Source organism: Phycicoccus sp. Root101, from assembly GCF_001426245.1.
Taxonomy (GTDB): domain Bacteria; phylum Actinomycetota; class Actinomycetes; order Actinomycetales; family Dermatophilaceae; genus Pedococcus.
This window is the reverse complement of sequence record NZ_LMCM01000001.1, coordinates 882097-908986: the sequence shown is the minus strand read 5'-3', so window position 1 is coordinate 908986 and position 26890 is coordinate 882097. Positions and strand designations below refer to the sequence as shown.

Genomic DNA, 26890 nt, shown 5'->3' with positions numbered 1-26890 from the left:
CGACGTCATCACGCAGGACCGGTCGAGCGTGGCGATCGAGCTGGAGAAGGTGTTCGCGGACCTGTTGCCGTTGTTGCGGGCGGTGAAGCCGGAGAAGTTGTCGGCGACGTTGAACGCGTTGGCGTCGGCGTTGGAGGGTCGGGGGACGGCGTTGGGCAAGAACCTGGTGCTGGTGGATTCGTACTTCAAGGAGATCAACCCGAAGCTGCCGGTGATCAAGGCGGACATCTCGGGGTTGGCTGACCTGGCGAGCACGTATGCGGTGGCGGCGCCGGATCTGGTGCGGGCGGCGTCGACGTTGGCGACGACGAACACGACGATCGTGCAGAAGAAGGATGTGTTGGCGGGGTTCCTGGCGGGGACGGCGGGGTTCGCGAACGAGGCGTCGGACTTCCTGGAGGCSAAYGGGGGTCGGATCATCCAGGTGGGGCAGGTGCAGCGGCCGACGTTGGCGGTGCTGGCGAAGTACTCGCCGCAGTACCCGTGCTTCACGCAGGCCCTCGTGGACTGGCGTCCGCGGATCGACGAGGCGTTCCGGGACTCGCAGTTCCACATCACGGTGGAGGTGGCGCCGCAGCGTCCGGGGGACACCCCGGGGGAGGAGCCGCGCTGGGGCGAGAGCCGCGGTCGCCGCAGTACCCGTGCTTCACGCAGGCCCTCGTGGACTGGCGTCCGCGGATCGACGAGGCGTTCCGGGACTCGCAGTTCCACATCACGGTGGAGGTGGCGCCGCAGCGTCCGGGGTACACCCCGGGGGAGGAGCCGCGCTGGGGCGAGAGCCGCGGGCCGAACTGCCTCGGGCTGCCCAACCCCGGTGGCAGCCAGGCCAACCCCCACCAGGGACCGCACTTCGACGACGGCACCCGGTCGGGCGGCACCAGCGCAGGCAGTGCCCTGCCCGCCGCCTTCACCGGTCCGTCGGGCTCCAGCATCGTCGGGCCCGACGCGGGCCTGGCCGGTACCGAGGAGGAGCAGCGCGTCGTGGCGGCACTGCTGTCCGGGAACGGCTCTGCCGAGCCGTCCGCCATCACGACCCTGCTCGCCGGGCCGATGCTGCGCGGAACGGTGGTGAGCCAGCGATGAACACCACCCCACAAGGTGCTTCCCTCCTTCGTCGCTCCGATACTTCGCGGGGGCCCCGATGAGCACTCGCTCCAGCCTCGTGAAGTTCATCGTGTTCGTCGTGGCGACGCTGCTCGCGACGGGCACCCTTGCCGCGACCATCGCCAACATCCAGTTCGGTGACAAGGCGACGTACACCGCCGTGTTCAAGGACGTCACCGGCCTGGCCGCGGGTCAGGAGGTGCGGATCGCCGGCGTGCGCGTCGGGGAGGTCAAGGCCATCAAGGTCGCCCGCGACCGGGTGCACGCCGACGTCCAGTTCAAGGTGCTCAAGACCAGCGTCCTCACCCAGGGGACCAAGGCGACGATCAAGTACCGCAACCTCGTCGGGGAGCGCTACATCGCCCTCACCCAGGACGTGGGGGGCGCCACCCCGCTCAAGGACGGCGCCACCCTCGGGCTCGACCACACCCAGTCCGCGCTCGACCTCACCGTGCTCTTCAACGGGTTCAAGCCGCTGTTCGCCGCACTCTCGCCCAAGGACGTCAACGAGCTGTCCGCCAACATCGTCAGCGTCCTGCAGGGCGAGGGCGGCAACATCAACTCGCTGCTGGCCAAGACCGCGTCCCTGACCTCGACGCTGGCCGACCGCGACGCGGTCATCGGGCGCACCATCAGCAACCTCAACACCGTGCTCGGCACGGTCGACGACCGCGACGCCGCGCTCAAGGAGCTGATCGACCAGCTCCAGCGGTTCGTCTCCGGCCTGGCCGCTGACCGCAAGACCATCGGTGCATCGCTGACCAACATCAACTCGCTGACGGCCCAGACCGCGGACCTGCTCAAGGTGACCCGCTCGCCGCTGAAGTCGGACATCGCCAACCTGCGGTCCCTCGCGACCAACCTCAACGAGCCCGCCAACACGGCCACCTTCGAGAAGTTCCTGTTGACCTCACCCGGGAAGATCTCCACGATCACCCGGACCGCCACGTACGGCTCGTGGTTCAACTTCTACCTGTGCGACTTCAGCGGCACGATCAAGCTGCCGGTCGGCCCTGCGGTCAACCTCGGCAAGCCCGAACAGCTGTCGGCTGCGAGGTGCTCCTGATGGCCATCCCGTTCCGTGAGCGCAACCCCGTCCCGATCGGGGCGGTCGGCCTGCTCTCCATCGCCGTGCTGCTGTTCCTGGCCTTCAACATCCAGAGCATCCCCTTCATCGGTGGGGGCGACTCCTACCGGGCCGCCTTCAGCGAGGCAGGTGGCCTGCTCAAGGGCGACGACGTCCGCATCGCCGGCGTCAAGGTCGGCAAGGTGAAGTCCGTCGACCTCGCGGGCGACCACGTCGTCGTGCAGTTCAAGGTCACCGAGCCGGCCGCATTCGGCACGGAGACCGCCGCGTCGGTGCGGATGAAGACCCTGCTGGGCCAGAAGTACCTCGCGCTCGAGCCCGCCGGTCCGGGGCAGCTCAAGGCGGACAGCGAGATCCCGATCGACCGCACGGTCTCGTCCTACGACATCATCAACGCCTTCAGCGACCTCGCGACGACCACCGAGCGCATCGACACGGGTCAGCTGGCCGACTCCCTGACGACCCTGGCCGCGGAGTTCAAGGACAGCCCGAAGGACGTCAAGGCCGCTCTCGACGGCCTCAGCCGGCTGTCGCGGACGATCGCCTCGCGGGACGCCGAGCTGAAGAAGCTGCTCGCCTCGGCGAACAGCGTCTCGGGCACGGTCGCCCAGCGGAACAAGGCGATCGAGTCGATCATCAAGAACGCCGACCTGCTGCTGGTCGAGCTCGAGGCGCGTCGGGAGGACATCCACACCCTCTTCGTCAACACCTCGGCGATGGCCCAGCAGGTGACCGGCCTGGTCCGGGACAACCGGGCACAGCTCAAGCCGGCCCTGGACCAGCTGACCAAGGTCCTCGCGGTGCTGCAGAAGCACGAGAAGGACCTCAGCGACACGATCGCCGCCATGGCGCCCTTCACCCGGCTGTTCGCCAACGTCCTGGGCAACGGCCGGTGGTTCGACACCTACATCGAGAACCTCACCACGCCCGTCGAACTCGGAGGCAAGTGATGGCCCGCCGTACCCCGTCGCTCGGGGGCTTCGTCCCGAAGGCCGTCGCCGCGCTCACCGTGGTGGCGCTGGCTGCAGGCGCGTACGCGTTCTGGCCCCGCCACGAGACCGTCCGGGTCACGGGTGAGTTCTCCCGCGCCGTGGGTCTCTTCCCTGGCTCCGACGTGCGCATCCTCGGCGTGCAGGTCGGGCAGGTCAAGGACGTCACCCCGAAGGGCGACAAGGTCGAGGTGGTCTTCGAGTACGACGCGAAGTACAAGGTGCCCGCCCAGGCCCAGGCCGCCGTGGTCGCTCCGTCGCTGGTCAGCGACCGGTACGTCCAGCTCTTCCCTGCCTACACCGGTGGGCCGGTGATGAAGGACCACGCGCAGATCGGCCTGGACCGCACCGCCGTCCCGGTCGAGCTCGACCGGATCTCCACCAGCCTGGACGACCTGCTCGTCGCCCTCGGTCCCACGGGTGCCAATAAGGACGGTGCCCTCCAGGCCGCCCTCGACACCGGAGCCAGGAACCTCGACGGCCAGGGCCAGAAGATCCACGACACCAACCACGACCTCAGCCTCGCCCTGCAGACCCTGTCGGGCGGGCGCAACGACCTGTTCGGCACGGTGAAGAACCTGCAGACCTTCACCTCGATGCTCGCCACCAACGACAGCCAGGTGCGCCGACTCAACGCCGACCTCGCGAGCGTCTCGACCCAGCTCGACGCCGAGCGGGACGACCTCGCCGCCGCCCTGAAGAACCTCGCGGTGGCGCTGAGCGAGGTGAGCTCGTTCGTGCACGACAACCGGGCGTCGCTGACGACCAACATCGGCCAGCTCGCCTCCGTCACCGGGACGGTCGCCAAGCAGCGTGACGCCCTGGCGGAGACGCTGACCGACGCCCCGGTCGCGATCAGCAACCTCCAGAACGCCTACAACCCCAAGAGCGGCACGCTCGACACCCGCGCCAACCTCAACGAGAACCTCAAGCTCCAGACGTTGCTGTGCAACCTCATCACCGCGAGCGGCCAGCCGCCGAGCGTCTGCACCACCGTGGCGGGCGTGCTCAAGCCCGTGACCGACCTCCTCGACAAGCTCAAGGGGCTGGGCGTGGTCCTCCCGACCAACCTGCTCAGCGCCATACCGAGGTCGCAGGGGGGCACCGGGCCCGAGGCGACCACCGCCGGGGCGCCAGCCGCGACCACTCCCGCCGTGCAGCTGCGCGGCGCCGACCCCACCCTCGGTGGGCTCCTCGAGGGGGACCGGTGACCACCATGGCGCACTCCAGCGAACCCACCACCCGGACGCGTATGCCGCGTGGCCGCCTGTTCGCCGCCGCGCTGGCGGCCGGCGCGGTGCTGACCACGACGGGCTGCCAGGGTGCGTTCGACCTGCCCCTGCCCGGTGGCGCCGCCAACAGCGGCGACATCATCCGCGTCACCGCCGAGTTCGCCGACGTGCTCGACCTCGTCCCGCAGTCCTCCGTGAAGGTGGACCAGGTGACCGTGGGCTCGGTGGAGAAGATCGAGCTCAACGGCTGGACCGCCCGGGTGACGCTGCGCCTGCCCAAGGACGTGAAGCTCCCCGACAACGCGGTGGCCGAGCTCAAGCAGACGTCCCTGCTGGGGGAGAAGTACGTCGAGCTCTCACCGCCGACCACGGGCACCCCCGAGGGCGCCCTCGGCGACGGCGACAACATCCCCCTCGACCGGACCGGCCGCAACCCCGAGGTCGAAGAGGTCCTCAGTGCGATGTCGTTGCTGCTCAACGGTGGTGGCGTCGCCCAGCTGAAGGTGATCGAGACCGAGCTCAACCACGCCCTGACCGGCAACCAGGCCGAGATCAAGGACCTGATCAAGCAGCTCGACACGTTCGTCGGCGGGCTCGACCAGCAGAAGAGCGAGATCGTCCGGGCCATCGACAACATCGACAAGCTCGCCAGCCGACTCGCGGCCCAGAAGGACGACATCGACCGGGCCCTGGCCACGATGCCGCAGGGCCTGAAGGTGCTCGCCGACCAGCGCAAGCAGCTGGTCCAGCTGCTCGCTGCGCTCAGCCGCCTCGGCGCGGTGGGTACCGACGTCATCGCGCAGAGCAAGGCCGACACCACGGCCAACCTCAAGGCCCTTGAACCCATCCTGGCCCAGCTCACCAAGGCCGGTGACAACCTGCCCAAGTCCCTGCAGCTGTTCCTGACCTACCCGTTCCCCGACAGCGCGACCGGGGCGATCAAGGGCGACTACACGAACCTGTCGGCCGACCTGGACCTCAACCTCAAGAACCTCGCGGGCAACCTCGGCCTGCCGACGACCCTGCCCACCGGCGGTCTCCCCACCGGCGGGCTGCCCACGGGTGGCCTCCCCGGGCTCCCGGGTCTGCCGACGCCGTCGCTGCCGGTGACGCCGTCGCTGCCCACCCCGTCCATCTCGGTGCCGAGCGTCCCCGGGGTGCCCCTGCCCAGGAGCACGTCGTCGAGCCGGACGTCGAGCGGGAACCCCGTCTGTCCGCCGCTCTGCCTGAGCCCGCAGCAGTCGCAGTCGAGCTCCGACGGCTCCTGGCGCTCCCTCTACGGAGGTGACGCATGATCCGCCGCTCGGTGAAGGTGCAGCTGTTCGCCTTCATGCTCATCACCCTCCTCACGGTCTCGGTACTGTCGGCGCGCTACGTCGGCCTCTACGACCGGGTGGTCGGCGGTCAGTACCACGTGTCGGCCGACTTCGCGCAGTCCGGTGGCATCTTCATCGGCTCCGAGGTGTCCTACCGGGGGGTCACCGTCGGCCGCGTGGACGACCTGCGCCTGTCCAAGGACGGCGTCGTCGTCGACGCGAAGATCCAGCGCGGCGTCAAGATCCCCAAGGACACCAAGGTCGTCGTGGAGAACCGCTCGGCGGTGGGGGAGCAGTACCTCGACTTCCAGCCGCGCAGCGACGGTGGGGCGGTGCTCGCCGACGGCGACACGATCCCGCGCAAGGACACCCAGTTCCCCCTGCGCGTCGACACGCTGCTGCTCGACCTCGACCACACCGTCAACTCCGTCGACCGGCAGGACCTGTCCACGGTGGTCGACGAGCTCGGGAACGGGTTCGCCGACGGCGGGCAGGACCTCCAGCGGCTCATCGACAGTGGTGACGCCCTCACCCAGGCGGCCACCGAGGCGCTGCCCGAGACCAAGAAGCTGCTCGACGTCGGCCGGATCGTCCTGGACACCCAGCGCGACACGTCCGGCCAGGTCAAGACCTTCGCGAAGAACTTCGCCGACCTCGCCGACACCCTCAAGGCCTCGGACGGCGACCTGCGGCTCGTGCTCGACCGTGGCGTCGTGGCCTCGACCGAGCTCGAGGCGCTGATCCGCGACAACAAGGGCAACCTCGCGGCCCTGCTGGCCAACCTCATCACCGTCGGCCAGGTCACCACCGCGCGCGTCGACGGCATCCAGCAGCTGCTCGTGACGTACCCCGACGTCGTGGCCGGCGGCTTCACCGTCGTGCCCGGTGACGGCACCGCCCACTTCGGGCTGGCCCTCGCGCAGAACCCGCCGGTCTGTACCCAGGGCTACGGCGGCACGAAGCGGACCAACCCGAAGACCACGACCAACCTGCCGCCGGTGAACACCAGCGCCCGCTGCACCGCCCCCCGTGGGTCGGGGACGACCGTGCGCGGTGCGCAGAACGCGCCCCCGGCCTCGGGCGGGGCCGCCAACGCGACCGTTCCGCTCGCTTTCGGCGACCAGCCCGTATCGCCGGGCATGGCCGCGTCGTTGGGCATGGCGACACCACAGGTCTCCGTGCCCGTCCCCCCGACGGACGGTGCGGGCGGTGAGGCCTCGTGGTTGTGGATCATGAAGGAGGCCGCTCGATGAGCACCACCACCACCACCGCGCCCGTCACGACGCCCACCACAATGGCGGGCATGACCGACGCCGACGCCGAACCCGCCACCGGGTCGACCACCGACCCCGCGGGCCGCGCAGCGCCCACCGCGGGCGTCGCCCGCATCACCCCCCGCCTCGTGTGGGTGGTGGTGGCCCTCGCCCTCGTCGCCTCGGTGGCCCTCGGGGCCACCCGCGGCCGGGACTGGTATGCCGCGCGGCAGACCTCGGCGGCCAACGCCGCCGCCACCGCTGCGGCCAGGCAGCTGGCCATCAACTTCGTCAGCGTCGACTACGCCAAGGTCGACGCAGACACCGCACGGGTCCGGGCCGGTGCCACGGGGGAGTTCCTCAAGAGCTACACGACCTCGGTCGACCAGCTCAAGAAGGTGCTGGTCGCCAACAAGACGGTCTCGACCGTCCAGCGGTCCGAGGCCGCCCTCGTCTCCGGTGACCTCGACTCTGCGGTCGCGCTCGTCGGGGTGGTCGCGCCGACGAAGAACACCGCCGTCCCCGCGGGGGAGACCAAGACCTACCGGATGCGGCTGGAGCTCCGGAAGGTCGGATCGGCATGGAAGGTGGAGAACCTTGAGTTCGTCGGCTGACACCCCTCGTCCCCGCCCCAAGGTCGCCGGGCACCGCTCACGCGCCCGCACGACGGGCACCGCCACCGCGGCCCCAACGGCCGCGTCCCCCGCGACCGGCTCCACGGACGCACCCGCGGTCGAGCGCAGCGGCGACCCGGCCGAGGGTGCCACGGCCGGTCCCCGACGCCGGCTGACCCTGCCCACGCGGCACCAGCGCGCCGCGGCAGAGCCCACGTCCGAGGCGACGTCCGAGGCGACGTCCGGGCTCGAGGCGGGAGAGGGCACGGCCTCCTCGGAGGTGCCCGCCGGCCGTCGACGCCGCTGGGTGGCCCCCTCGGTGGCCCTCGTGGCCAGCCTCGCCCTGCTCGGCACCGTCGCCGGCCTCAGCCTCCAGGACACCGGCGCCGACGCGCGCGCCGAGCGCGCTGCGACCAGCCAGGCGCGCACGTCGATCGAGCAGATGCTCAGCTACAACTACAAGACCATCGACGCGCAGTCCGCCCAGATCGAGGGCCTGCTCACCGGGTCGTTCAAGACCGAGTTCACCACCGCCATGGACAAGGAGATCAAGCCGCTGGCCGTCAAGAACCAGACCGTCGTGCAGGCCCGGGTCTCCGACGTCGGCGTGATGAGCTCGTCCCCGACGACGGTGAAGGTGATGGCCTTCGTCAACCAGGCGCGGGTCGGCACCGACCAGAAGCAGCCCGTCGTCGACCAGAACCGCGTCCTCGCGACGCTGTCCAAGGTCGGCGACCGGTGGTTGATCAGCCGGGTGGACGCGTTCTGACGATCCTCGGAGCACCCCGCTGACCTGCGGCGACGTCCCCTACGGGGCGTCGCCGCAGTCGTGCCGGGGGACCGTTCGGCTCCTTCTCGGGGTGGCGCCCTTGACGCAGGGGCGCGGGCGCGTCATCCTCGTCTGCGTCGACCCGCCCCTTGTGGGGGCGAGACCCCCGTCAAGGCTGTGGCTCTGCCCGCTGGACACGGTTGGACGAGGCTGCCCTCCTACGTGTATGCTCATCCTTTGCGCTGCCCTCTTTCGCGCCCCCACCTCGGACAGAAGCTCTTCGTCGTGCCCTCCGGCACGGAAAACGAGCCACCTCCTGGCGGGATCGTGACGGCGGCCGGCGCCAATTCGGTTTCGAACCATCAGTTTTAAGACAGGCCCGTGGAAGGACCCCTCCTTGGCTGCCTCGCGCAACGCGACTCAGACTGTGTCCACCGCACGGACGGCTTCTGGCCGTCTGTCGTTCGCGAAGATCCGCGAACCCCTCGAGGTCCCCGACCTCTTGGCGCTGCAAACGGAAAGCTTCGACTGGCTGCTCGGTAACGAGCGCTGGCAGGCCCGTGTCGCAGAGGCCAAGGCCGCGGGTCGGGGGGATGTGCCGGATCGCTCCGGCCTCGAGGAGATCTTCGAGGAAATCTCTCCCATCGAGGACTTCAGCGGCTCCATGTCGCTGTCGTTCCGTGACCACCGCTTCGAAGAGGTCAAGTACTCCATCGAGGACTGCAAGGAGCGCGACCAGACCTACTCCGCGCCCCTGTTCGTCACCGCGGAGTTCATGAACACCACCACCGGCGAGATCAAGAGCCAGACGGTGTTCATGGGTGACTTCCCGCTCATGACCGAGCGCGGCACCTTCGTCATCAACGGCACCGAGCGTGTCGTCGTCTCCCAGCTGGTCCGCAGCCCGGGCGTCTACTTCGAGCGCACGCCCGACAAGACGTCCGACAAGGACATCTACACCTCGAAGATCATCCCGAGCCGCGGTGCGTGGCTCGAGTTCGAGATCGACAAGCGCGACATGGTGGGCGTCCGCGTCGACCGCAAGCGCAAGCAGTCGGTCACGGTGCTCCTCAAGGCCCTGGGCATGTCCGAGGCCGACATCCTCGAGGAGTTCGGCGACTACGAGTCGATGCGGCTCACCCTGGAGAAGGACCACACGGCCGGCCAGGACGACGCGCTGCTCGACATCTACCGCAAGCTGCGTCCGGGCGAACCGCCGACCCGTGAGGCCGCCCAGACCCTCCTGGACAACCTCTACTTCAACCCCAAGCGCTACGACCTCGCCAAGGTCGGCCGCTACAAGATCGACCGCAAGCTCGGCGTCGCCGCCGAGCTCGGCGACTCGGTCCTGTCCGTGGACGACATCGTCGCGACGATCAAGTACATCGTCTCCCTGCACGCCGGCGAGACGACCCTGAACGGCAAGAACGGTGACGAGGTCGTCGTCGAGGTCGACGACATCGACCACTTCGGCAACCGTCGCCTGCGCAACGTCGGCGAGCTCATCCAGAACCAGGTCCGCACCGGCCTGTCCCGCATGGAGCGCGTCGTCCGCGAGCGCATGACCACGCAGGACGTCGAGGCGATCACGCCGCAGACCCTGATCAACATCCGCCCGGTGGTGGCCTCGATCAAGGAGTTCTTCGGCACCTCGCAGCTGTCGCAGTTCATGGACCAGAACAACCCGCTCGCGGGCCTGACGCACAAGCGGCGTCTGTCGGCCCTCGGCCCGGGTGGTCTGTCCCGTGACCGCGCCGGCATGGAGGTCCGTGACGTCCACCCGTCGCACTACGGCCGCATGTGCCCCATCGAGACCCCGGAAGGCCCGAACATCGGCCTGATCGGCTCGCTGGCGTCCTACGGTCGGATCAACGCCTTCGGCTTCATCGAGACCCCCTACCGCAAGGTCGTCAAGGGTCGCGTCACCGACGACATCCAGTACCTGTCCGCCGACGAGGAGGACCGCCACGTCATCGCGCAGGCCAACGCCGTCATCGACGCCGAGGGCAACTTCACCGACGAGCGCGTCCTGGTCCGCACCAAGGGCGGCGAGGTCGACTACATCCCGGGTGAGGACGTCGACTTCATCGACGTCTCGGCCCGCCAGATGGTGTCCGCCGCGACCGCGCTGATCCCGTTCCTCGAGCACGACGACGCCAACCGCGCGCTCATGGGTTCCAACATGCAGCGCCAGGCGGTGCCGCTCGTCAAGTCCGAGGCGCCGCTGGTCGGCACCGGCATGGAGTACCGCGCCGCGCTCGACTCGGGCGACGTCGTCCGTGCCGAGGCCGCTGGTGTGGTCACCGAAGTCTCCGCCGACCTCGTCACCGTCGCCGGTGACGACGGCTCGACCCGCACCTACCGCATCGCCAAGTTCGCGCGCTCCAACCAGGGCACGTCGTACAACCAGGTCGTCGTCGTCAACGAGGGCGACCGGGTCGAGACCGGCGGCGTCATCGCCGACGGTCCCGCGACCGACGGTGGCGAGATGGCGCTCGGGCGCAACCTGCTCGTGGCGTTCATGCCGTGGGAGGGCCACAACTACGAGGACGCGATCATCCTCAGCCAGCGCCTGGTGCAGGACGACGTCCTCTCCTCGATCCACATCGAGGAGCACGAGGTCGACGCCCGTGACACCAAGCTCGGGCCGGAGGAGATCACCCGGGACATCCCGAACGTCTCCGAGGAGGTCCTGGCCGACCTCGACGAGCGCGGCATCATCCGCATCGGCGCCGAGGTCCGCGACGGCGACCTGCTCGTCGGCAAGGTCACGCCCAAGGGTGAGACCGAGCTGACGCCGGAGGAGCGCCTCCTGCGCGCCATCTTCGGTGAGAAGGCCCGCGAGGTCCGCGACACGTCCCTGAAGGTGCCCCACGGCGAGACCGGCACGGTCATCGGCGTGAAGGTGTTCGACAAGGACGAGGGCGACGACCTGCCCCCGGGTGTCAACCAGCTCGTGCGCGTCTACGTCGCCAACAAGCGCAAGATCACCGACGGTGACAAGCTCGCCGGCCGTCACGGCAACAAGGGCGTCATCTCCAAGATCCTGCCCGTCGAGGACATGCCGTTCCTCGAGGACGGCACCCCCGTGGACGTCGTGCTCAACCCGCTCGGTGTCCCCGGTCGAATGAACGTCGGCCAGATCCTCGAGCTGCACCTCGGCTGGGCCGCCTCGCGCGGCTGGGAGATCGCCGGCAACCCGGACTGGGCCAAGCTCATCCCGGAGGACGCCCGCAAGGCGCCCGCCGGCACGCGCGTGGCCTCCCCGGTGTTCGACGGTGTGCGCGAGGACGAGATCGTGGGTCTGCTGGACTCCACGACCAAGACCCGCGACGACGTGCGCCTCATCGACGGTTCCGGCAAGTCCCGGCTCTTCGACGGCCGCTCCGGCGAGCCGTTCCCCGAGCCGGTGTCGGTGGGTTACATGTACATCCTCAAGCTGCACCACCTCGTGGACGACAAGATCCACGCCCGCAGCACCGGCCCGTACTCCATGATCACGCAGCAGCCGCTGGGTGGTAAGGCGCAGTTCGGTGGCCAGCGCTTCGGTGAGATGGAGGTGTGGGCCCTCGAGGCCTACGGCGCCGCCTACGCGCTGCAGGAGCTGCTCACCATCAAGTCCGACGACGTCCAGGGCCGCGTGAAGGTCTACGAGGCGATCGTCAAGGGCGACAACATCCCCGAGCCCGGCATCCCCGAGTCCTTCAAGGTGCTCATCAAGGAGATGCAGTCGCTGTGCCTCAACGTCGAGGTGCTCAGCAGCGACGGCACGTCCATCGAGCTGAAGGAGTCCGACGAGGACGTCTTCCGCGCGGCGGAGGAGCTCGGAATCGACCTGTCCCGGCGCGAGCCCAGTTCGGTCGAAGAGGTCTAAGGCGTCGGTATGCCGCGCGGGCACCACTGGTGAGCGCGCGGCATACCGCCCCTCCTCCCGACCAACCCCAGATTTAAAGCTAGAGACACGGAAGAAGGAACCACGTGCTCGACGTCAACTTCTTTGACGAACTGCGCATCGGCCTGGCCACTGCTGACGACATCCGTCAGTGGAGCCACGGTGAGGTGAAGAAGCCGGAAACCATCAACTACCGCACGCTCAAGCCCGAGAAGGAGGGCCTGTTCTGCGAGCGCATCTTCGGCCCCACCCGGGACTGGGAGTGCAACTGCGGCAAGTACAAGCGAGTCCGCTTCAAGGGCATCATCTGTGAGCGCTGTGGCGTCGAGGTCACCCGCGCCAAGGTGCGTCGTGAGCGGATGGGCCACATCGAGCTCGCCGCCCCCGTCACCCACATCTGGTACTTCAAGGGCGTCCCGTCGCGCCTGGGCTACCTGCTCGACCTGGCCCCGAAGGACCTCGAGAAGGTCATCTACTTCGCGGCCTACATGATCACGTCCGTCGACGACGAGCAGCGCCACAAGGACCTGCCGTCGCTCGAGGCGCAGATCGAGGTCGAGAAGAAGGAGTTCTCGAACAAGCGCGACTCCGAGGTCGAGGCCCGGGCCAAGCGCCTCGAGTCCGACCTCGCCGAGCTCGAGGCCGAGGGTGCCAAGGCCGACGCGCGCCGCAAGGTCCGCGAGTCCGCCGAGCGCGAGATGAACCAGATCCGCAAGCGTGCGGACCAGCAGATCGAGCGCCTCGAGCAGGTCTGGGACCGGTTCAAGAACCTCAAGGTCCAGGACCTCGAGGGCGACGAGATCCTCTACCGCGAGATGCGCGACCGGTTCGGCCTCTACTTCGAGGGCGGCATGGGCGCCGCGGCGATCCAGAAGCGCCTGCAGACCTTCGACCTCGAGGCCGAGGCGGAGCTGCTGCGCGAGATCATCGCCACCGGCAAGGGCCAGAAGAAGACCCGTGCCCTCAAGCGGCTCAAGGTCGTCACCGCGTTCCAGGTCACGACCAACAAGCCCGACGGCATGGTGCTCGACGCTGTCCCGGTCATCCCGCCGGACCTGCGTCCGATGGTGCAGCTGGACGGTGGCCGCTTCGCGACCTCCGACCTGAACGACCTGTACCGCCGCGTGATCAACCGCAACAACCGCCTCAAGCGGCTGCTCGACCTCGGTGCTCCCGAGATCATCGTCAACAACGAGAAGCGGATGCTCCAGGAGGCTGTCGACAGCCTCTTCGACAACGGCCGTCGTGGTCGCCCGGTCACGGGCCCCGGCAACCGTCCGCTCAAGTCGCTGTCCGACATGCTCAAGGGCAAGCAGGGTCGTTTCCGCCAGAACCTGCTCGGCAAGCGCGTCGACTACTCCGGCCGTTCGGTCATCGTCGTCGGCCCGCAGCTCAAGCTGCACCAGTGCGGTCTGCCCAAGCAGATGGCCCTGGAGCTCTTCAAGCCGTTCGTGATGAAGCGCCTGGTCGACCTCGACCACGCGCAGAACATCAAGTCGGCCAAGCGCATGGTCGAGCGCGCCCGTCCGGTCGTGTGGGACGTCCTCGAAGAGGTCATCACCGAGCACCCCGTGCTGCTCAACCGTGCACCCACGCTGCACCGACTCGGCATCCAGGCGTTCGAGCCCCAGCTGGTCGAGGGCAAGGCCATCCAGATCCACCCGCTCGTCTGCTCGGCCTTCAACGCCGACTTCGACGGTGACCAGATGGCTGTCCACGTGCCGCTGAGCACCGAGGCGCAGGCCGAGGCCCGCATCCTCATGCTCTCGAGCAACAACATCCTCAAGCCGGCCGACGGTCGTCCGGTGACCATGCCCACCCAGGACATGATCATCGGCCTCTACCACCTCACCTCCGAGGTGGAGGAGGGTCGCGGCACCGGTCGCGCGTTCTCCTCGGTCCACGAGGCGCGGATGGCGTTCGACGCGGGCTCGCTCGAGCTCGGCAGCAAGATCAAGCTGCGCCTGGTCGACGTCGTGCCGATCCCGGGCACCGAGCTGCCCGAGGGTGTCGAGGCGGACGCGCAGGGCCAGGTGCCCTCGCTGACGTTCGAGACCACCCTGGGTCGCGCGCTGTTCAACCAGACGCTGCCGGTGGACTACCCGTTCGTCGACGCCGTCGTGGACAAGAAGCGCCTCTCGACGATCGTCAACGACCTCGCCGAGCGCTACAGCAAGGTGCAGGTCGCGGCCAGCCTCGACGCGCTCAAGGAGTACGGCTTCCACTGGGCGACCCGCTCGGGCACCACGGTCGCCATCTCCGACGTCGTGACCCCGCCGCGCAAGCTCGAGATCCTCGAGGCGTACGAGACCAAGGCCACCAAGGTCCAGGTCCAGTACGAGCGCGGTCTGATCACCGACGACGAGCGTCGCCAGGAGCTCATCGAGATCTGGACCCAGGCCACCAACGAGGTCGCCAAGGAGATGGAGGCCAACCTCCCGAAGACCAACACCATCTACAAGATGGTGTCCTCGGGTGCGCGTGGTAACTGGATGCAGCTACGTCAGATCGCCGGTATGCGTGGTCTGGTGTCCAACCCGAAGGGCGACATCATTCCCCGCCCGATCCGCGCGAACTTCCGCGAGGGTCTGTCGGTGCTCGAGTTCTTCATCTCCACGCACGGCTCGCGCAAGGGTCTGGCCGACACCGCGCTGCGTACCGCCGACTCGGGTTACCTGACCCGTCGTCTGGTGGACGTCTCGCAGGACGTCATCATCCGCGAGGACGACTGCGGCACCGACCGTGGCCTGACCATGCCGATCGCGCAGAAGAACGCGGCCGGTGCGCTGGTCGAGCACGACGACGTGGAGACCTCGGTCTACGCGCGGACGCTCGCCGCCGACGTCGAGAAGGACGGTTCCGTCCTGGCCGAGGCCGGTATCGACCTCGGTGACGTGGTCATCGACGCCCTCGTCGCCGCCGGCGTCGAGGAGGTCAAGGTCCGCTCGGTGCTCACCTGTGAGTCCCACGTCGGCACCTGCGCCGCCTGCTACGGCCGTTCGCTGGCCACCGGCAAGCTCGTCGACATCGGTGAGGCGGTCGGCATCATCGCCGCGCAGTCCATCGGTGAGCCCGGCACCCAGCTGACGATGCGTACCTTCCACACCGGTGGTGTGGCCGGTGACGACATCACCCAGGGTCTGCCGCGTGTCGTCGAGCTCTTCGAGGCACGTACCCCGAAGGGTGTCTCCCCGATCGCCGAGGCCTCCGGCCGCGTCGTGATCGAGGACACGGACAAGACGCGTCGCCTGATGCTGACCCCCGACGACGGCTCCGAGGAGCACGCCTACCCCGTGAGCAAGCGTGCGCGCCTGCTCGTCGCGGACGGCGAGCACGTCGAGGTCGGCCACCAGCTGACGGTCGGTTCGATCGACCCGAAGCAGGTCCTGCGCATCCTCGGCCCGCGTGCGGTCCAGATGCACCTGGTCGACGAGGTCCAGCACGTCTACCGCCAGCAGGGTGTGTCGATCCACGACAAGCACATCGAGGTCATCGTGCGGCAGATGCTGCGCCGGATCACGATCATCGAGTCCGGTGACGCCGACCTGCTTCCCGGTGAGCTGGCCGAGCGTGGCCGCTTCGAGAACGAGAACCGTCGCGTCGTCGCCGAGAACGGTCGCCCGGCCTCGGGTCGCCCCGAGCTCATGGGTATCACCAAGGCGTCGCTCGCGACCGACTCGTGGCTGTCGGCCGCCTCCTTCCAGGAGACGACCCGCGTGCTCACCGAGGCTGCGATGAACGGGAAGTCGGACCCGCTGCTGGGTCTGAAGGAGAACGTCATCCTCGGAAAGCTCATCCCGGCCGGCACGGGTCTCCCGCGCTACCGGAACATCAAGGTCGAGGCCACGGAAGAGGCCAAGGCTGCGATGTACTCGATGCCGAGCTACGAGTACGACTACCCGGTCTTCGGCCCGGGCTCCGGCGAGGCCATCCGCCTCGACGACGCCGAGCTGGGCCTCGACTGAGGTTCCCGCAGAGCGTGACCCGAGGGGGTCGGTCCGGTTCGCCGGGCCGGCCCCCTCGGTCGTGCCGCCCCGCGGCCCCGGACGTTCGCGTGCCGGCCACCCGCACGCCGGGTGGGCGACGCCCGCCGGGGAGCAGGCGGCATACACGGGGCCGCGCCGGTGTTGACCGGGGTGCCGCGCAGCGGGGGAGCGGGCCCATACCGATTTGGTGGGCCACCACGCAGGCGGTATCTTTGAACACTGTGTCTGAGGTCCAAACCTCGGGCACGCCCGCTGGAGCCGCCGCCGTCACCGGCAGGTGGGCCAGCACCACCTCTCGCCGGGCAATCCACGTCAGATCCGCATGGGTCCGTCGTGGGGAGTGCAGGGGGGAGCGCCGAGTCCGACACACCCGAGTGCGGGGGTCGGGCAGAGCACCACACCAAGGAGTGCCGGACGGCTGCTGGTCAGCCAGCCGGCGCAGAACATCAACTACGTACGGAGAACAGGTTGCCTACGATCAACCAGCTTGTGCGCAAGGGGCGTCAGGACAAGGTCACCAAGACCAAGACTCCTGCCCTCAAGGGCTCGCCCCAGCGCCGTGGTGTGTGCACGCGTGTGTACACCACCACCCCCAAGAAGCCGAACTCTGCCCTGCGCAAGGTCGCCCGCGTGCGCCTCACCAGCGGCATCGAGGTCACGGCCTACATCCCCGGCGTCGGCCACAACCTGCAGGAGCACTCGATCGTGCTCGTGCGTGGCGGTCGTGTGAAGGACCTTCCCGGCGTGCGCTACAAGATCGTCCGCGGCTCGCTCGACACCCAGGGTGTCAAGAACCGCAAGCAGGCCCGCTCCCTTTACGGCGCGAAGAAGGAGAAGAAGTAATGCCTCGTAAGGGACCCGCGCCCAAGCGCCCCCTCGTCGTCGACCCGGTCCACAACTCCCCGTTGGTGACCCAACTGGTCAACAAGATCCTCCTCGACGGCAAGAAGTCCATCGCCGAGACGATCGTCTACGGCGCCCTCGAGGGCGTCAAGGAGAAGACCGGCTCCGACCCCGTGGTCACGCTCAAGCGTGCCCTCGACAACATCCGTCCCACCCTCGAGGTCAAGTCCCGCCGTGTCGGTGGCGCGACCTACCAGGTGCCGATCGAGGTCAAGCCCAACCGCGCGACCACGCTGGCCCTGCGCTGGATGGTCGGCTACTCGCGTCAGCGTCGTGAGAAGACCATGACCGAGCGCCTCATGAACGAGATCCTCGACGCGTCCAACGGCCTCGGTGCCGCGGTCAAGCGTCGCGAGGACACCCACAAGATGGCCGAGTCCAACAAGGCCTTCGCGCACTACCGCTGGTAACAGCACCGGGGTGCCGCGCGCTGCAGACCGCGCGCGCGGCACACCGGAGGTGCGTGGTGCTCACGCGCCACCCGCACCACCACGAATTTTCGTAACGAGCGAGATGAGACGATCACATTGGCACTCGACGTCCTGACGGACCTGACCAAGGTCCGCAACATCGGGATCATGGCGCACATCGACGCCGGCAAGACGACGACGACTGAGCGCATCCTCTTCTACACCGGGGTCAACCACAAGATCGGTGAGACCCACGACGGTGCCTCCACCACCGACTGGATGGAGCAGGAGAAGGAGCGCGGCATCACGATCACGTCTGCCGCCGTGACCTCCTTCTGGGAGGGCACCCAGATCAACATCATCGACACCCCCGGGCACGTCGACTTCACCGTCGAGGTGGAGCGTTCGCTGCGCGTGCTGGACGGCGCCGTCGCGGTGTTCGACGGCAAGGAGGGCGTCGAGCCCCAGTCCGAGACCGTCTGGCGTCAGGCCGACAAGTACGACGTCCCCCGCATCGCGTTCGTCAACAAGATGGACAAGCTCGGCGCGGACTTCTACTTCACCGTCGACACCATCAAGGACCGCCTCGGCGCGGAGCCCCTCGTGCTCCAGCTGCCGATCGGCGCCGAGAACGACTTCGTCGGTGTCGTCGACCTCATCTACCGTCGCGCCCTCGTGTGGCCCGGTGACGCCAAGGGTGACGTCACCATGGGTGCCAAGTACGAGATCCAGGAGATCCCGGCCGACATGGTCGAGAAGGTGGAGGAGTACCGCCACGCCCTGGTCGAGCGCGTCGCCGAGTCCGACGACGTCCTCATGGAGAAGTACCTCGGTGGCGAGGAGCTGACGCCCGAGGAGATCAAGGGCGCGATCCGCAAGCTCACGGTCAACTCCGAGCTCTACCCGATCCTGTGCGGCTCCGCCTTCAAGAACCGCGGTGTGCAGCCGATGCTCGACGCCGTCGTCGACTACCTGCCGTCCCCGCTCGACGTCCCCCCGATGGTCGGCCACAAGCCGAACCACGAGGAGATCGAGATGACGCGCAAGCCCGACACCACGGAGCCGTTCTCGGCCCTGGCGTTCAAGGTCGCGACGCACCCGTTCTTCGGCACGCTGACCTTCATCCGCGTCTACTCCGGCCAGATCTCCAGCGGCTCCGCGGTCGTCAACACGACCAAGGGCCGCAAGGAGCGCATCGGGAAGCTCTTCCAGATGCACGCCAACAAGGAGAACCCGGTGGACGAGGCCCTCGCGGGTCACATCTACGCGGCGATCGGCCTCAAGGACACCACGACCGGTGACACCCTGAGCGACCCGAACGAGCAGATCGTGCTCGAGTCGATGACGTTCCCGGACCCGGTCATCCAGGTGGCCATCGAGCCGAAGACCAAGGGTGACCAGGAGAAGCTCTCCACCGCCATCCAGAAGCTCTCCGCCGAGGACCCGACCTTTCAGGTCCACCACGACGAGGAGACCGGCCAGACCATCATCGCCGGCATGGGCGAGCTCCACCTCGACATCCTCGTGGACCGCATGAAGCGCGAGTTCAAGGTCGAGGCCAACGTCGGCAAGCCGCAGGTGGCCTACCGCGAGACGATCCGTCGCACCGTGGAGAAGCTCGACTTCACCCACAAGAAGCAGACGGGTGGCTCCGGCCAGTTCGCCAAGATCCAGATCTCGATCGAGCCGCTGGACACCGCCGAGGGCGAGCTCTACGAGTTCACCAACAAGGTCACCGGTGGTCGCGTCCCGCGCGAGTACATCCCGTCGGTGGACGCCGGAATCCAGGACGCCATGCAGTACGGCGTGCTCGCCGGCTACCCGCTCGTCGGGATCAAGGCGACCCTGCTCGACGGTGCCTACCACGACGTCGACTCCTCGGAGATGGCGTTCAAGATCGCCGGTTCCATGGCGCTCAAGGAGGCCGTCCGCAAGGCCGACCCCGTGCTCCTCGAGCCGATGATGGCCGTCGAGGTGCGTACGCCCGAGGACTACATGGGCGACGTCATCGGTGACATCAACTCCCGTCGTGGCCAGATCCAGGCCATGGAGGACATCAGTGGTGCCAAGGTCGTCCGCGGCCTCGTCCCGCTGTCGGAGATGTTCGGCTACGTCGGTGACCTGCGGTCCAAGACCCAGGGTCGCGCGAGCTACTCGATGGAGTTTGACTCCTACGCCGAGGTCCCCAAGGCTGTGGCCGAGGAGATCATCAAGAAGACCCGTGGTGAGTGACCGCTAGGATCAACGGTCGAACCACGATCTGACTCACCCCAGCTCCACCCCCATATCGCGTCACGTCCCACCTGGGCACGCGGCGTACCACCAAGTACAGAGTCCTGAGGAGGACACCAAGTGGCGAAGGCAAAGTTCGAGCGGACCAAGCCGCACGTCAACATCGGCACCATCGGTCACATCGACCACGGTAAGACGACGCTGACGGCTGCGATTTCCAAGGTCCTGCACGACAAGTACCCGGACCTGAACCCGCAGTTCGCGTTCGACGACATCGACAAGGCGCCGGAAGAGAAGCAGCGCGGCATCACGATCTCGATCGCGCACATCGAGTACCAGACGGAGGGTCGTCACTACGCCCACGTCGACTGCCCCGGCCACGCCGACTACGTGAAGAACATGATCACGGGTGCGGCGCAGATGGACGGTGCGATCCTCGTGGTTGCGGCCACCGATGGTCCGATGCCGCAGACGAAGGAGCACGTCCTGCTGGCCAAGCAGGTCGGCGTCCCCTACATCGTCGTTGCGCTCAACAAGGCTGACATGGTCGACGACGAGGAGATCATGGAGCTCGTCGAGATGGAGGTCCGCGAGCTGCTGTCCTCCTACGAGTTCCCCGGCGACGACCTCCCGGTCGTCAAGGTCTCGGCGCTGAAGGCGCTCGAGGGCGACGCCGAGTGGGGCAAGTCGGTCCTCGACCTCATGGACGCCGTGGACAACTACATCCCGGAGCCCGAGCGCGAGGTCGACAAGCCGTTCCTCATGCCCGTCGAGGACGTCTTCACGATCACCGGTCGTGGCACCGTCGTCACCGGTCGTATCGAGCGCGGCATCCTCAAGGTCAACGAGGAGGTCGAGATCGTCGGCATCCACACCGGCCCGCCGGCCAAGACCACCGTCACCGGTGTCGAGATGTTCCGCAAGCTCCTCGACGAGGGTCGCGCTGGCGAGAACGTCGGCCTGCTCCTTCGTGGCACCAAGCGCGAGGACGTCGAGCGTGGCCAGGTCATCGTGAAGCCGGGTTCCATCACCCCGCACACCGACTTCGAGGCCAACGTCTACATCCTGTCCAAGGACGAGGGCGGCCGTCACACGCCGTTCTACGACAACTACCGTCCCCAGTTCTACTTCCGTACGACTGACGTGACGGGTGTCGTGCACCTCCCCGAGGGCACCGAGATGGTCATGCCCGGTGACAACACCGAGATGAACGTCGAGCTCATCCAGCCCATCGCCATGGAGGACGGCCTCAAGTTCGCCATCCGCGAGGGCGGTCGCACCGTCGGCGCCGGTCGCGTCACCAAGATCACCAAGTAACACCCGGCGACTTCGCCACCGGTGATCTGACGCGACACCGCACCACCTGGAGGGCCCCGCAGCTTCGGCTGCGGGGCCCTTCGCGTTGCGCTCGGGCCCCCGGCGAGCCTCGTCGTCCGCAAGATGTCCCGCGGACTGACCGAAGATCGTGACATTTGCCATGGGTGGGGCGGTCGAGCGGGATGACACTGCGCAGGGGTCGTCGACCGGTCGACCCGGCTCACGACCTCGGAGGTCACATTCGGATGAGAAGTCCCAGCAGGAGTCAGACAGGACTTGCGGTCACGGGGGCCCTGGCCCTCGCCATGGCGGTCCCCACCATCGCGCAGGCCTCGGGGGAGACCAGCCGCCACGTGGTGGGCAGCGCCCCCTCGTGGACGGCGCACGCCCAGCGCGTCGCGCCCGTGGCCTCCTCGGCCACGCAGCACCTCACCTTCGTCCTCAACCTGCGTGACGCCGCCGGCGCCCAGGCGCTGGCCGACGCCGTCTCCACGCCGGGCTCGGCGCAGTACGGCCACTTCGTCTCGGCAGCCTCCTGGCGCTCACGGTTCGCCCCGACGTCGAGCCAGGTCGCCTCCGTGACCAGCTGGCTGCGAGGCCATGGCTTCACGATCGGCTCCGTGCCCGCCAACCACCGCTACATCGAGGCGACCGCACCGGCCGCCACGGCGCAGAAGGCGCTGGCCACCAAGCTCTCCTCCTTCAGGAAGGCAGGCCAGACGGTCACCGCGCCCACCACGGCATACTCCGTCCCGGCCTCGCTCGCCGGCCTCGTCGCGGGCGTCGCGGGCCTGGACACCTCGGCCCGCAAGACGCCGATGCGGGCCGTGCCCGACACGACGGCGCAGCAGCAGAAGGCGGCCGCGCACGCCGCGTCCGGCAGCACCCGGCCCGCCGAGGTGCTGCCGCCGCCGGACGCCGTGTTCCGCAACGCCCGGCCCTGCTCCTCGTACTACGGGGAGAAGATGGCGACGACGCTGCCGCAGCTCGTCAAGAACCCCCAGCCGTACGCACCGTGCGGCTACAAGCCGCCGCAGGTGCGGGGCGCCTACGGCACCAACGTGGCCCAGTCCCAGGGGTACGACGGTCGGGGCACCACGGTCGCCGTCGTGGACGCCTACGCGTCGCAGTACATCCTCGGCGACGCCACGCGGTACGCCCAGCTGAACGACCCCAGCCACCCGCTGCGCAGCTACCAGCTCGACCAGAACCTCCCGGCGAACTTCACCCACACCGACGAGTGCGGCGCGAGCGGCTGGTACGGCGAGGAGACCCTCGACGTCGAGGCGGTCCACGCCACGGCACCGGGCGCGAAGATCCTCTACGTCGGCGCCGAGAGCTGCTTCGACGACGACATCAACGCCGCCGTCAACACGGTCGTGGACAACGAGCTCGCCCAGGTCATCACCAACTCCTACGGCGAGACCGATGACGTGGTGGCCCCGGCCGACCTCGTCAACAGCCACCAGACCGCTCTGCAGGCCGCGGCCGAGGGCATCTCGATGGTCTTCTCCAGCGGTGACGACGGCGACGAGATCGCTGCCAGCGGCCAGCGCCAGACGGACTTCCAGGCCTCCGACCCGATGGTCACCGCCGTCGGCGGGACGGCCCTGGCCGTGACGCAGGGCAACGGGTACGGCTTCGAGCAGGGTTGGGGCACCGGCAAGTCCTCGCTCGTCAACGGCGCCTGGTCGCCCAGCAAGCCGGCCTACCTCTACGGCGGTGGCGGTGGCACGACGCACCTGTTCGCCGAGCCGAGCTACCAGAAGCCGGTCGTCCCCGCGGCGTTGGCCAACTACTTCCGCGAGGGCCCGCACCGGGTCGTCCCGGACGTGGCGATGGTCGGCGACCCCAACACCGGGTTCCTCGTGGGCCAGAGCCAGACCTTCCCCGACGGCAGCATCAAGTACTCGGAGTACCGCATCGGCGGAACGTCCCTGTCCTCGCCGCTGTTCGCCGGCATGGTGGCGGTCGCCGACCAGGTCAACCGTGGTTCGCTGGGCTTCCTCAACCCGAAGCTGTACTCGCTGTCCGGCACCTCGGCCTTCCGGGACGTCAACCACGGGCGCAGCGTCACCGACGCCGTCGTCCGGGTCGACTACGCCAACGGCTTCGACAGCAGCGACGGCCTGCTCACCTCGCTGCGCACGCTCAACCAGACGGGGACGATCTACACCCGCAAGGGGTACGACGACGTCACCGGCGTCGGCAGCCCGAACGGCATCTCGTTCCTCATGTCGATGGCGCTCAAGCGCTGACGACCCGGACCGCCTGACGACGGCGCGGCGCTCCCCTCGTGGGAGCGCCGCGTCGTCGTGTCCGGTATGCCGCTTGCGCCCCTTCCTGCCTACGCCCGGTGGGGGAGGCGCGAAGTGGGGGCAAGCCCTTTCCGGCGCACCAGCACGGCCGGCGACTACCGCGCCAAGGTGCACCTCACGTCCAACGGTGGGGTGGGCCTGTCCCTGCAGCGGGCGACGACCGCAGGCGTCGAGACGGCCCTGGCCGCCGAGACGACCGTCCCGGGCGTGACGCTGGCAGCCGGGGACCAGCTCAGGTGCGCGTGCAGGTCGTCGGGACCTCTCCCACGACGCTCCGCGCCCGGGTCTGGAAGGTCGGGGCCACCGAGCCCGCGACGTGGCAGAAGACGGTCACGGACGCGACGGCCGGGTTCCAGGTCGCTGGGAGCCTGGGGTTCTACGGCTACCTCTCGGGATCGGCGACCAACGGCCCGGTCACGATGTCGGTCGACGACCTGGTCGTGAACCCCTCACCCTCACCGCCGCGCGGCCTCAGTCCCCAGCGAGGACGTGGGCGCCCAGCTCGGCCACCGAGCCCACGCCGCACAGCCCCAGCGTGAGGTCCAGCTCCGCCACGACGTTGGTGACGACGTCACGGACCCCGTCCTGGCCCGCGAGGGCCAGCCCGTACACGTACGGGCGGCCCAGGGCCACGGCGTCGGCTCCGCAGGCGAGCGCCTTGACCACGTCGGCACCGGTGCGCACCCCGCTGTCCAGCACCAGCGGCATACCTGGTCCCACTGCTGCCCGGATCGGACCGAGGGCGTCGAGCGAGGCCACCGCCCCGTCGACCTGACGGCCTCCGTGGTTGCTGACCACGATCCCGCCGACCCCCAGCTCGGCGGCGCGGCGCGCGTCGTCGGGGTGCAGGATCCCCTTGAGCAGGATCGGCAGGTGGGTGCGTCGGGACAGGGTCGCGAGCAGGTCCCACGACAGCCCGGGGTTGGAGTAGATGTCCAGGAAGGCCTCCACAGCGGCGCGCGGCGCGGGCGAGCGGAGGTTGTCGCGCAGCGTCCCGGGGTGCTCGCGGCTGATCGACAGCAGCGACCGGATGGCGCCCAGCGTCACCTTCACGTCGTCCGAGCCCCCCGAGCCAGCGGCCTTGGCTGCAACGCGCTCGCGGACGATCTCCTGGAACCGCGGGTCGGAGGTGTACTGCGCGATCCCGATGCCCTGCGAGAAGGGCAGCGACCCGAGGTTGAGGTCCTGGGGACGCCAGCCGAGCATGGTCGTGTCGAGCGTGACGACGATGGCGCTCGCGCCGGCCTGCTCGGCCCGGCCCACGAGGCTGTCGACGAGTCGTTCGTCGGTGGACCAGTAGAGCTGGAACCACCAGGGCGTGTCGCCCAGGGCCGTGGCGACCTCCTCCATCGGGGAGCAGCCCTGGTTGGAGACGATGTAGGGGACGCCCGTCTGCGCCGCCGCGCGGGCGACCTGCAGGTCGCTGCCCCGTGACACCAGGCCGAGCGCCCCGACCGGGGCCAGCAGCAGCGGCGTGGCCAGCCTCGTCCCGAGAAGGGTCGTCGACAGGTCGCGGGTGGTGTGCCCCGAGGCCATGCGCGGCACCAGTCGGCGACGATCGAAGGCCTCCCGGTTGGCCCGCACGGTGGCGCCCTCCCCGGCGCCACCACCGACGTAGGCCCAGGCGCGCGGGGTCATCGCCGCGCCGGCGCGGCGCTCGAGCTCGGCCGCGTCGGCGGGGACGGCCGGCCGGTGCCCGAGCACCCCGGCGCGGTAGATCAGCCCCTGCCGTCGACGGCCCGGACCCTCGGGTGGGGCGTCCGGGCCGGTGGGGGACTGGGGTGCGGTCGTCATGCGCCGATCTTGTCACCGGCTCGGCGGCCGAACCCGTGTCCGGGCACGGGAACCTGTGCGTCGCCGGCCCCCGCTGACAGGTTCGTGACAGGTGGCGCACTGCTCGCCACAAGGACCTGTGCGCACGGTGGTGGGACGGCGGGACGTCGCAGAGGCCGTCCCCACCACGAGAGGAACCACGCATGTCTCCAGTCCGCACGTCCGTGAAGATCGCCGGCGCCGCCGGGGTGACCGCCATCGCCGCGGGCCTCGGGGCCAGCCAGGCCCTGGCCGACACCAGCACCCCCACCCCGAGCGGGACGACGAGCTCGGCTCCTGCCCAGGGCGACGCCGGCCCGGCGGGGAAGGGCGGACCGGGCGGGCCCGGCGGCCGCGGACACGGCCCGGACGGCGCCGACGCGGCTGCCCTGGCGAAGGAGCTCGGGGTCACGGAGGCCAAGCTCCGCACCGCGCTCGACGCCGTCCGTGACGCGAACCGGCCGGCCCGCCCCGCGACGCCGCCGGCCCAGGGCACCAAGCCGACCCCACCGACGGCGGCTGAGCGGACCGCCCACGAGAAGGCCCGGGTGGCTGCCCTCGCGAAGCAGCTCGGCCTCTCCGAGGCCAAGGTCCAGGCCGCCTTCGACGCGGTCAGGGCCGACCACGAGGCGGCCCGCCGCACCGACCTGTCCAGCCGTCTGGACGGTGCGGTCAAGGACGGCAAGCTCACCGCCGCCGACAAGGCGTCGGTCCTCAAGGCCTTCGACGCCGGAGTGCTCGGGGGCCCCCGCCCCTGACGCGGCCCATCCTGTCGCGGACGCCCACCGTTCACCGTTCACCGTTCACCGTTCACCGTGAACGGTGGGCGTCGCGGTTTCGCGTGGACCGTCCACCGTGGTCCGCAGCGGTCGTGGCGGGTGAGCGTGGCCGCGGGATCCTCCACCGTGAACGGGTCCCGCGGCACACGGGGGTCGATCGGTGGGGGGCCGGCAGGGGACTGGTCAGGGACTCGCGGGGGAGGCCGTACAGTGGAGGGACGTGGTGCGACGCGCCACGTGGCACCAGTTGCCGAGCGGCCCGACCTCGATTTGGTAGGTCACGGGGGGCTCTGGCACACTGGACCGGTTGCTTGACGCGCGCCGTTGACCCATGTCGACGCCGCCACCCCCGGTGACACACCTCGAACCGAGTGCCTGAGCGCTCGGGGCGACACTCCAGGGAAGCGCAAGCCCCGGCTCTGCCGGAAACTATTCGATCTGTGTGACCACTGCGTGCAAACGCATGTCGCCGGACCGCGAAGCGGGTGCGACACACCCGACCGCGGGGGTCGGAGAAGACCACAGGGCCGGTTAGATGTTCGGCGAGAGAGAGACGTAACGGAGATGGCGGGACAGAAGATCCGCATCCGCTTGAAGTCGTATGACCACGAGGTCATCGACAACTCGGCGCGCAAGATTGTCGACACGGTCACCCGTGCTGGCGCGACGGTGGTCGGCCCTGTGCCGCTGCCCACGGAGAAGAATGTCTTCGTGGTCATCCGTTCGCCCCACAAGTACAAGGACAGCCGCGAGCACTTCGAGATGCGCACCCACAAGCGCTTGATCGACATCATCGACCCGACGCCGAAGGCCGTCGACTCGCTGATGCGCCTCGACCTGCCGGCTGACGTCAACATCGAGATCAAGCTCTGAGGCT

18 protein-coding genes and 1 pseudogene are annotated in these 26890 nt (G+C 68.9%); 18 read left to right on the top strand and 1 reads right to left on the bottom strand.

All coding sequences use genetic code 11. The features are described from left to right. Positions 1–28: 28 nt before the first annotated feature. The 16 genes and pseudogenes from ASC58_RS21515 to ASC58_RS04195 all read left to right on the top strand — a co-directional run. Positions 29–568 (top strand): annotated as a pseudogene (locus tag ASC58_RS21515) (MCE family protein); the annotation flags it as partial. Positions 569–660: 92 nt separating this feature from the next. Continuing rightward, positions 661–1083, top strand: a complete 423-nt coding sequence (locus tag ASC58_RS21510; protein WP_235529096.1) for a hypothetical protein — start codon at positions 661–663, stop codon at positions 1081–1083. A gap of 58 nt (positions 1084–1141) precedes the next feature. Next, the gene (locus ASC58_RS04260) at positions 1142–2170 is read left to right on the top strand and encodes an MCE family protein (RefSeq protein WP_056918416.1); all 1029 of its coding nucleotides are present in this window, start codon (positions 1142–1144) and stop codon (positions 2168–2170) included. Continuing rightward, positions 2170–3141: an MCE family protein gene (locus tag ASC58_RS04255; RefSeq protein WP_056918415.1), complete on the top strand. Its 972-nt coding sequence runs from the start codon at positions 2170–2172 to the stop codon at positions 3139–3141. Before ASC58_RS04260 ends, ASC58_RS04255 begins: the two co-directional genes overlap by 1 nt. Continuing rightward, positions 3141–4391 (top strand): MCE family protein, encoded by a 1251-nt coding sequence (locus ASC58_RS04250; RefSeq protein ID WP_056918484.1) that lies wholly within the window; start codon positions 3141–3143, stop codon positions 4389–4391. The genes ASC58_RS04255 and ASC58_RS04250 overlap by 1 nt, the downstream gene beginning before the upstream one ends. Before the next feature lie 5 nt (positions 4392–4396). Continuing rightward, complete coding sequence (locus ASC58_RS04245) at positions 4397–5707, top strand: MCE family protein (protein WP_235529095.1); 1311 nt, start codon at positions 4397–4399, stop codon at positions 5705–5707. After that, positions 5704–6981, top strand: coding sequence for an MCE family protein (locus ASC58_RS04240; protein ID WP_056918414.1), 1278 nt, complete (start codon positions 5704–5706; stop codon positions 6979–6981). Before ASC58_RS04245 ends, ASC58_RS04240 begins: the two co-directional genes overlap by 4 nt. After that, positions 6978–7595: a hypothetical protein gene (locus tag ASC58_RS04235; protein ID WP_235529080.1), complete on the top strand. Its 618-nt coding sequence runs from the start codon at positions 6978–6980 to the stop codon at positions 7593–7595. Before ASC58_RS04240 ends, ASC58_RS04235 begins: the two co-directional genes overlap by 4 nt. After that, positions 7579–8364: a hypothetical protein gene (locus tag ASC58_RS04230; protein WP_056918413.1), complete on the top strand. Its 786-nt coding sequence runs from the start codon at positions 7579–7581 to the stop codon at positions 8362–8364. Before ASC58_RS04235 ends, ASC58_RS04230 begins: the two co-directional genes overlap by 17 nt. A 397-nt stretch (positions 8365–8761) precedes the next feature. After that, entirely contained in the window at positions 8762–12238 is a 3477-nt protein-coding gene (gene rpoB, locus ASC58_RS04225; protein ID WP_056915476.1) for a DNA-directed RNA polymerase subunit beta, read from the top strand. Between the two features lie 104 nt (positions 12239–12342). Next, positions 12343–16221 (top strand): DNA-directed RNA polymerase subunit beta', encoded by a 3879-nt coding sequence (locus ASC58_RS04220; protein ID WP_056915475.1) that lies wholly within the window; start codon positions 12343–12345, stop codon positions 16219–16221. Between the two features lie 489 nt (positions 16222–16710). Beyond that, positions 16711–17085 (top strand): 30S ribosomal protein S12, encoded by a 375-nt coding sequence (gene rpsL, locus ASC58_RS04215; protein WP_056915474.1) that lies wholly within the window; start codon positions 16711–16713, stop codon positions 17083–17085. Continuing rightward, positions 17085–17555: a 30S ribosomal protein S7 gene (gene rpsG / locus ASC58_RS04210; protein WP_056915473.1), complete on the top strand. Its 471-nt coding sequence runs from the start codon at positions 17085–17087 to the stop codon at positions 17553–17555. The genes rpsL and rpsG overlap by 1 nt, the downstream gene beginning before the upstream one ends. A 117-nt stretch (positions 17556–17672) precedes the next feature. Beyond that, the gene (gene fusA / locus ASC58_RS04205; protein ID WP_056915472.1) at positions 17673–19787 is read left to right on the top strand and encodes an elongation factor G; all 2115 of its coding nucleotides are present in this window, start codon (positions 17673–17675) and stop codon (positions 19785–19787) included. 120 nt (positions 19788–19907) lie between these two features. Then, complete coding sequence (tuf, locus tag ASC58_RS04200; RefSeq protein ID WP_056915471.1) at positions 19908–21104, top strand: elongation factor Tu; 1197 nt, start codon at positions 19908–19910, stop codon at positions 21102–21104. Between the two features lie 305 nt (positions 21105–21409). Continuing rightward, the gene (locus ASC58_RS04195; protein ID WP_082552897.1) at positions 21410–23362 is read left to right on the top strand and encodes a protease pro-enzyme activation domain-containing protein; all 1953 of its coding nucleotides are present in this window, start codon (positions 21410–21412) and stop codon (positions 23360–23362) included. A 531-nt stretch (positions 23363–23893) separates the two neighbouring features. Here the strand turns inward: ASC58_RS04195 and ASC58_RS04190 are convergent. Further along, positions 23894–25216, bottom strand: coding sequence for an alpha-hydroxy-acid oxidizing protein (locus ASC58_RS04190; protein WP_056918412.1), 1323 nt, complete (start codon positions 25214–25216; stop codon positions 23894–23896). A gap of 182 nt (positions 25217–25398) precedes the next feature. On the opposite strand from ASC58_RS04190, the gene ASC58_RS04185 reads away from it, so the two are divergent. Continuing rightward, on the top strand, positions 25399–25992 hold the full coding sequence (locus ASC58_RS04185) for a hypothetical protein (RefSeq protein ID WP_082552896.1): 594 nt from the start codon (positions 25399–25401) through the stop codon (positions 25990–25992). A 585-nt stretch (positions 25993–26577) separates the two neighbouring features. Beyond that, positions 26578–26886 carry a 30S ribosomal protein S10 gene (gene rpsJ, locus ASC58_RS04180; protein WP_009775966.1) on the top strand — a complete coding sequence of 103 codons (309 nt, stop codon included), beginning with the start codon at positions 26578–26580 and terminating at the stop codon, positions 26884–26886. The last annotated feature ends 4 nt before the right edge of the window (positions 26887–26890 follow it).

Coding starts and splice junctions, on each gene's coding strand:
- ASC58_RS04260 (WP_056918416.1), top strand. CDS start 1,142: ATGAGCACTCGCTCCAGCCTCGTGAAGTTCATCGTGTTCGTCGTGGCG.
- ASC58_RS04255 (WP_056918415.1), top strand. CDS start 2,170: ATGGCCATCCCGTTCCGTGAGCGCAACCCCGTCCCGATCGGGGCGGTC.
- ASC58_RS04250 (WP_056918484.1), top strand. CDS start 3,141: ATGGCCCGCCGTACCCCGTCGCTCGGGGGCTTCGTCCCGAAGGCCGTC.
- ASC58_RS04245 (WP_235529095.1), top strand. CDS start 4,397: ATGGCGCACTCCAGCGAACCCACCACCCGGACGCGTATGCCGCGTGGC.
- ASC58_RS04240 (WP_056918414.1), top strand. CDS start 5,704: ATGATCCGCCGCTCGGTGAAGGTGCAGCTGTTCGCCTTCATGCTCATC.
- ASC58_RS04235 (WP_235529080.1), top strand. CDS start 6,978: ATGAGCACCACCACCACCACCGCGCCCGTCACGACGCCCACCACAATG.
- rpsG (WP_056915473.1), top strand. CDS start 17,085: ATGCCTCGTAAGGGACCCGCGCCCAAGCGCCCCCTCGTCGTCGACCCG.
- ASC58_RS04195 (WP_082552897.1), top strand. CDS start 21,410: ATGGCGGTCCCCACCATCGCGCAGGCCTCGGGGGAGACCAGCCGCCAC.
- ASC58_RS04190 (WP_056918412.1), bottom strand. CDS start 25,216: ATGACGACCGCACCCCAGTCCCCCACCGGCCCGGACGCCCCACCCGAG.
- ASC58_RS04185 (WP_082552896.1), top strand. CDS start 25,399: ATGTCTCCAGTCCGCACGTCCGTGAAGATCGCCGGCGCCGCCGGGGTG.
- rpsJ (WP_009775966.1), top strand. CDS start 26,578: ATGGCGGGACAGAAGATCCGCATCCGCTTGAAGTCGTATGACCACGAG.